Origin of the sequence: Streptomyces sp. NPDC059456 (assembly GCF_042750055.1) — a bacterium.
In the GTDB taxonomy this organism is placed as follows: domain Bacteria; phylum Actinomycetota; class Actinomycetes; order Streptomycetales; family Streptomycetaceae; genus Streptomyces.
The window spans coordinates 1-3,762 of record NZ_JBHYVA010000774.1; the positions used below are offsets into that span (position 1 = coordinate 1).

Sequence of the window (3,762 nt, forward strand, 5' to 3'; positions counted from 1 at the left end):
GGCAGTGGGTGAGCGCGGAGAGGGCATGTTTCCCGGCGCTGTACCAGGCGCCCATCGGCCACGGCACCCGGCCCAGACCGGAGGAGATGTTGACGATCCGGCCGCCCCCGTGGGCAGCCATGCCGGGCAGGACGAGCCGGCACAGCCGCGCCGGCCCCAGCACGTTCACCTCCAGCAGATGCCGGGCCTGTTCGTCGTCGACGTCGGCGACCGGGCCCGCCTGCGGGATGCCGGCGTTGTTGACCAGGGCCCGGGGACCGCCGTCGGTCATCTCCGCGCACTCCTTGACCGCCCGGCGGCAGGAGTCCTCGTCGGCGACGTCGAGGTGCACCGTACGCAGCGCCAGCCCGCGCCCGACGGCCTCCGCTACGAGGTCACGGGCCTTGCCCTCGTCACGTGCTCCGGCGATCACGTCCCAGCCCGCGCCCGCCAGGCGCAACACGATCACCCGGCCGAACCCTCCCGTCGCACCCGTCACCAGCACACTTCGCCCACGCGACGGCACACCCACGTGCCTCACCCCTCACCAGCCCGACAGCACACGCAGCGGCCGGTCGGCCGCGCCCCTCACACCGACAACGACGAGGCCCCACCCAGGTAGTGGCCTCCGCGATCGTTCGAAGAGCGTCAACCGCTTCGGGGCAGACAGGGCATCAGGCGTGGCCGCGGGCCACACACCCCCGTCGGTGCCCCCGCCTTGCCCGTGATCGTCTGCCCGAGGGGCTGGGTACGTTGCCTGATCGGAGCTGAGTATTCCTGCGCAGGCGGTTCGCCCGAGGGAGCTGCTTGGCTGTGCCCATGCACGAGATCAGCTCCCCTCCGTCCGCCGGCCGCGACGACGAGACCCCTGCCGCCGGGAAGGTGTCGACATGGGCCACGGTCGCAACGGTGGCTCTGATCCCGGTCGCCTTCACCTTCGGGGCCCTGGCCGGGATGGCCGAACAAGTGCACCCTCGGACCGTGGCCGTCCTCATCATCTGCTGGTGGGCGTCCTGGACGGTCACCCCCCTGCTCGTGGTGGCCTCCCGGCTGCCCGTGCGACACCCGGCCCTGGCCATGGCGCGCCGGTGGGCGGGATGGCTCGCGCCCCTCCCGCCCACCGTCACGATCCTGCTGAGCCTTGGCCTGTAGACAATGCCCTGCCGGCGCGCACGCCCACCCGGATCCGGACGAACTGCACGCTGCCGGAACGGCCGGGGTGGGCTGCCGGGGCTGCCCGCACGCCCGGCGGCCCCGAGGCGCTCACGGCCGATCGGAACCCGTGCTCAGGGGTACGGGTTCGGCGTGGGCACCGTCGGTGAGCCCGGGCGCGACCGCACCGCCGAACCAACGGGTTGCTGCCTGCTCGAAGGCCTCCCCATCAGGGTGCCGGTCACCGGCCCAGGCGACCACGCCGTCGGGCCGCACCAGCACGGCACCCGACCCGAGGTCGTTCTGCGCCGCCCCGGCCACGTACCGTATCCGGCCCTCCCAGCCCATCGCCGGACCGTGCAGGCGCCGGTCGTCGCTGAAATCGAGCACGACGCCGCGTCCGTCCTCCATGAGGTCACCGAGTCGCGAGCCGTCCTCAAGACAGAAGTCAGGGGCGCTGCGGCCGACCAGTGGATGTTCGCTGCCGAGGTCGTAGTGGATCCACGAGCCCGACAGCCGCTCGAACACGTAGGTCGCGCCGTCACGGGTCCCGATGAGATCGCGAACCACGGCCTGGATCGCGTGGGCGAACGGGTCCGGCCTCATGGTCGCCACCTGGGCGCGCGACCAGTCGAGCACTGCCGCACCGATCGGATGGCGCTCGTCGGCGTAGGTGTCGAGAAGCCCGTCCGGCGCGTGCCCGTGCACGGTCGCTGCGAGCTTCCACCCCAGGTTGACGGCGTCGCCGATGCCGGTGTTCAGCCCCTGGCCGCCCAGCGGGGAGTGGATGTGGGCGGCGTCGCCCGCGAGCAGGATGCGTCCGCGGCGGTAAGCCGTCGTCTGCATCGCCCGGTCGGTGAAGCTCGAGGCGATGTGGACCTCGCCGACGGTCACGTCGGTGCCGGACACCCGGCGCAGGACCGTCTGGAGGTGGTCGCGCGTCGGCGGCTGCGAGCGATCGAACGCGCCGCCGTCGAAGTCCATCATGGCGACGTATCCGGCGGCGGGCATCATGATGTACATGCCCGTCGGCGTCAGGTGGAACCCGGGGCGCAGCTTCTCGGCATCGGTGAGGGTGGCTTGCATGGTGTATCCGGTGAACTGCGGATCGGTGCCGACGAATTCGAAGTCCGTGAGCCTGCGCACCGTGCTGCGCCCGCCGTCGCAGCCGACGAGCCAGCGCGCCTCGTAGGCGTCCGCGCCGGCTTGTGCGACCACGCCGTCCCCGTTCTGGGAGACGGCGGAGACCGTGACGCCGCGCCTGATGTCCACGCCGAGCTTGGACGCCTGCTCGGACAGCACCGTCTCGACCGCTTCGAGGTCCGTCATCACGGCGCGCAGTGCCGGGCTGGGAAGCCGGAACGGCAGGGCGTCGAGATCGACCTGGTCCGCGTCGAGCATCATGCCGGCGAAGTGGCCGCCGAGCCGAGGGCGCGACGGCGCGCCCTCTTCGGGGGCCGCACCGAACGCCTCTTGGACGCCCGACGCCGTCAGCAGCGGGTCCAGCATCCCGCGCCGGTAGAACGTCTCGACCGACGCGGCGGACAGCCCGCGCCTCCCGAGCGGGGCCGCCCGTAACGGGGAGCCGAGGGCCGGCTCCCGTTCGAGCACCAGTACGGAACAGCCCGCGAGGCCGAGCTCGCAGGCGAGAGCCAGACCGACCGGCCCGGCTCCCACGATCATCACGTCATACATGAAAGATCCCCTCATCGAACGCCAAGCCGGATGAGTACCCGGCAGGACCTCACGAACGGTGCCAGCCCCCGCCGACATCGCACCGACACCACCGACAGGCCACCGACACCACGGGCTCGGCGGCCCGATCACCTGCGCGCACCGCAGCCGCAGTTCCCGCACGTCTGGCCGCCCTTCTGGGCCCGCCCCCAAGGTCATCCGATCGTTCCGCGGTCGCCGGCCGGTGTGCCGATGGGCCGGAGCGAGGCCCCTCCCGCACCGGCAGGGGCCTACGCTGTTGGTGAGTCGGCCGGATTCACTGATCGCGCCTGTCGTTGCGCCGGCCAGGCTGGCGCCCTATATCCGCCGCATGCACGTTCGGTTAGGCTGGCCTTGCCTGGCCTGCGGACCCGGGCGTGCGGGTTCGGGTTCCGGTGTCACAGGCGGCACCCCATACGACGAAACGGGCAGAGGCAGGGCGCAGGTGAGAGACGGGGACCGGGCTTGTGCGCGTCGTGCGCCAGGTGGGACGGGACGCACATGCGGATGACGAGGAACGCGGGTTCCGGCCCGGCGCCCGGGACGAGGGACCGTGGATAAGATCGCGCTCACGGCCGGGGCTCTGTACGTCATCGTCCTGCTTCGCGCGGGAGGGACGTTCGCCGTCGGGTGGCTCGCCGGCGCCGGCGCCCGGCGCCGCCGGGGGTGCTGCGGGACATGGGACCGTCCCCTCGATGATGACGGCGGGTCGCCTCACATTTGACCCGTGCCATTACACATTTCGGCGTCCGGATCGTGGATATGGCTCGCCGCTGATCGATCACCCGGCTTAGGGTGGCCGTGCAGCTGGTTCGCCCCGTCCGCCAGGCGGGATGCGTCGTAAGAGGGAACCCGGTGGGAATCCGGGACTGCCCCGCAGCGGTGAGCGGGAACGACCGCCGTCATACGCACTGGGAC

Annotated in this window: 3 protein-coding genes and 1 riboswitch; of the genes, 1 reads left to right on the plus strand and 2 read right to left on the minus strand. The window is 71.9% G+C overall.

The window, feature by feature from the left end; translation table 11 throughout:
• Positions 1-448, minus strand: a 448-nt coding sequence (locus tag ACFXA3_RS38220; RefSeq protein ID WP_385195215.1) for an SDR family NAD(P)-dependent oxidoreductase, incomplete at its 3' end; no start/stop codon positions are given.
• A gap of 350 nt (positions 449-798) precedes the next feature.
• On the opposite strand from ACFXA3_RS38220, the gene ACFXA3_RS38225 reads away from it, so the two are divergent.
• Entirely contained in the window at positions 799-1,131 is a 333-nt protein-coding gene (locus tag ACFXA3_RS38225; RefSeq protein WP_385195217.1) for a hypothetical protein, read from the plus strand.
• Between the two features lie 111 nt (positions 1,132-1,242).
• Here the strand turns inward: ACFXA3_RS38225 and ACFXA3_RS38230 are convergent, their stop codons facing one another.
• Entirely contained in the window at positions 1,243-2,826 is a 1,584-nt protein-coding gene (locus ACFXA3_RS38230) for an FAD-dependent monooxygenase (RefSeq protein WP_385195220.1), read from the minus strand.
• 809 nt (positions 2,827-3,635) lie between these two features.
• Positions 3,636-3,762, plus strand: a riboswitch (cobalamin riboswitch). This riboswitch is flagged as partial in the annotation.

Excerpts from the sequence above, each read along its gene's own strand:
- ACFXA3_RS38230 (WP_385195220.1), bottom strand. The coding sequence starts at position 2,826 with ATGTATGACGTGATGATCGTGGGAGCCGGGCCGGTCGGTCTGGCTCTC.
- ACFXA3_RS38225 (WP_385195217.1), top strand. The coding sequence starts at position 799 with ATGCACGAGATCAGCTCCCCTCCGTCCGCCGGCCGCGACGACGAGACC.